A 2,193-nucleotide genomic window follows, 5' to 3' on the forward strand; every position below is an offset into this window, starting at 1 on the left:
GCCTCACGCGCGCGTGAGGCGAGCGGTTCATGAATCGCGAGGAGCCCTACACCGCCGACGGGCTGCTGCCGGCGTCCTTCCGGCCGTCGGAGGAGCCGCCCAGGACCCGGCGCAGCTGCCTGTCCGTCGCTCGTTGGAGTGACCGGGCGCGGGACGGGCACGGTGGGTGGATCACCCAGGGTGATGACATGTCAGGGAACTGCTTCACGGTGCCGCAACTGCCGTACAAGCCGTGACCGTACGCCTGGACGGGCGTCCGTTCGGGTCGGTTCCCGATCTCCGCTACCGATGTCGTATCTCTTCCGGAACAAGTTGGTGATAGAGACCAACCCTGGACCGGGAGAGCCGGTCTTACCACTTGGTAGGCGGACGACGGGGACGTCCGCGGGGAACCATGAGATACGGGGACGGATGCACATCTCATTCCTGATCCACAACGCGTACGGCATCGGCGGCACCATCCGTACGACGTACAACCTCGCGCGCACGCTCGGGGAACAGCACGATGTGGAGATCGTCTCGGTCTTCCGCCACCGCGAGCGGCCCGTCTTCGACCCCGGCGCGCACGTGCGGCTGAGCCATCTCGTCGACCTCCGCAAGGACGGCCCGGAATACGAGGGCGACTGCCCCGAACACCGGCGCCCGGCACGGGTGTTCCCGGAGGCCGAGGGGCGCTACGGGCAGTACAGCGAACTGACCGACGCGCGCATCGCCCGCCATCTGCGCACCGTGGACGCCGATGTGCTGGTCGGCACCCGGCCCGGGCTGAACGCGCACATCGCCCGGCAGGCCCGGCGCGGACCGGTGCGCGTGGGCCAGGAGCATCTGACGCTCGACAGCCACTCGCCCGAACTGCGCAAGGAGCTGCGCGGCCTCTACCCACGGCTCGACGCCGTGACCACCGTCACCGAGGCGGACGCCGCCGCCTACCGCGGTGGCCTGCGGCTGCCCGGCGTACGCGTCGAGGCCGTCCCCAACAGCGTGCCCGCGCCGGCTGTCGAGCCCGCCGACGGCACCGGCAAGTGGGTCGTGGCGGCCGGTCGCCTGGCCAGGGTCAAGCGGTACGACGTACTCATCCGGGCCTTCGCCACCGTGGCCGAGAAGCGCCCCGACTGGCGGTTGCGGATCTACGGCGGCGGCGCCGAGAAGGACAAGCTGCGCCGCCTGATCGACCAACTCGGCCTCTACAACCACGTGTTCCTGATGGGCCCGGCCAACCCCATAGAGCCGGAGTGGGCCAAGGGCTCCATCGCGGCCGTCACCTCCAGCCTGGAGTCCTTCGGCATGACGATCGTCGAGGCCATGCGCTGCGGCCTCCCCGTGGTCTCCACCGACTGCCCGCACGGCCCCGGCGAGATCATCGAGAACGGCGTGGACGGCCGGCTGGTCCCGCCGCGCAAACCGGACGCGGTGGCCGCGGCCCTGCTGGAGCTGATCGAGGACGACGCGCTGCGGCTGCGGATGGGCCGCACCGCCCTGGAGCGCGCCGCCCGCTTCGACCCCACCCACGTCGCCGGGCGCTACGAGTCCCTCTTCGCCGACCTGGTCGCCCAGGGTGGCCGGGGCAGCGCCCGCGCCCGGCTGCGCGGCTCCCTGCACCGCACCAGAGGCACGCTGCTCGGCGGTGCGTACGCCGTCCGGGACGCCGGGCGCACCGCGCTGGGCAGAGGGAGCACGGCATGACGACCTCCGCCGAACCGACCCCGGCACCTCCCGCACGGACTCCCGCACCCCCCGCACCGACATCCCCGACACCGAAGGAGAAGCCCGCCGTGTCCCTCGCTCCCCTCGCTTCCGGCAGGGGGAACCCCAGCGCCGACTGCATCGCGGACTCCGCGGGCGGTCTCACCTTCGACCTGGTCGACTGCGGCCCGTCCGGCTCCAACCCGGACAGCTGGGACGCCGCGCTCGTCCTGCGGCGCCGCGGCGGGGAGACGGCGGCCGACGAGGTGCGGCTGCCGCTNNCGGCGGCGAGGGCGAGGAGCAGCGGCTCGTACCCGGCGTGCTCGACCTGCGCTCGCTCGTGGACCGCCGCCCGGACCCGGACCGCCCCTCGGTCGTCGCCCGCATCCCGTACGCCACCAAGCACGGCAACCTCTCGGTGCGCGGCTGGGCGCGCGCCCCGCACGCCGAGGCGGGCGAAATCCGGCTCGCGGACGGGGTGGTGACGGTCCAGGGGCGGCTGTACGGGGT

General features: G+C 72.8%; 1 protein-coding gene and 2 pseudogenes. All 3 read left to right on the forward strand.

The window, feature by feature from the left end; translation table 11 throughout:
- Positions 1-20: 20 nt before the first annotated feature.
- Positions 21-236, forward strand: a pseudogene (locus tag AOK16_RS22320) (ABC transporter substrate-binding protein); the annotation flags it as partial.
- Between the two features lie 175 nt (positions 237-411).
- Positions 412-1,683, forward strand: coding sequence for a glycosyltransferase family 4 protein (locus tag AOK16_RS22325; RefSeq protein WP_055473960.1), 1,272 nt, complete (start codon positions 412-414; stop codon positions 1,681-1,683).
- Positions 1,684-1,772: 89 nt separating this feature from the next.
- Positions 1,773-1,963, forward strand: a pseudogene (locus tag AOK16_RS27770) (hypothetical protein); the annotation flags it as partial.
- Between the last annotated feature and the right edge of the window lie 230 nt (positions 1,964-2,193).

Origin of the sequence: Streptomyces pathocidini (assembly GCF_001418495.1) — a bacterium.
Lineage (GTDB): Bacteria > Actinomycetota > Actinomycetes > Streptomycetales > Streptomycetaceae > Streptomyces > Streptomyces pathocidini.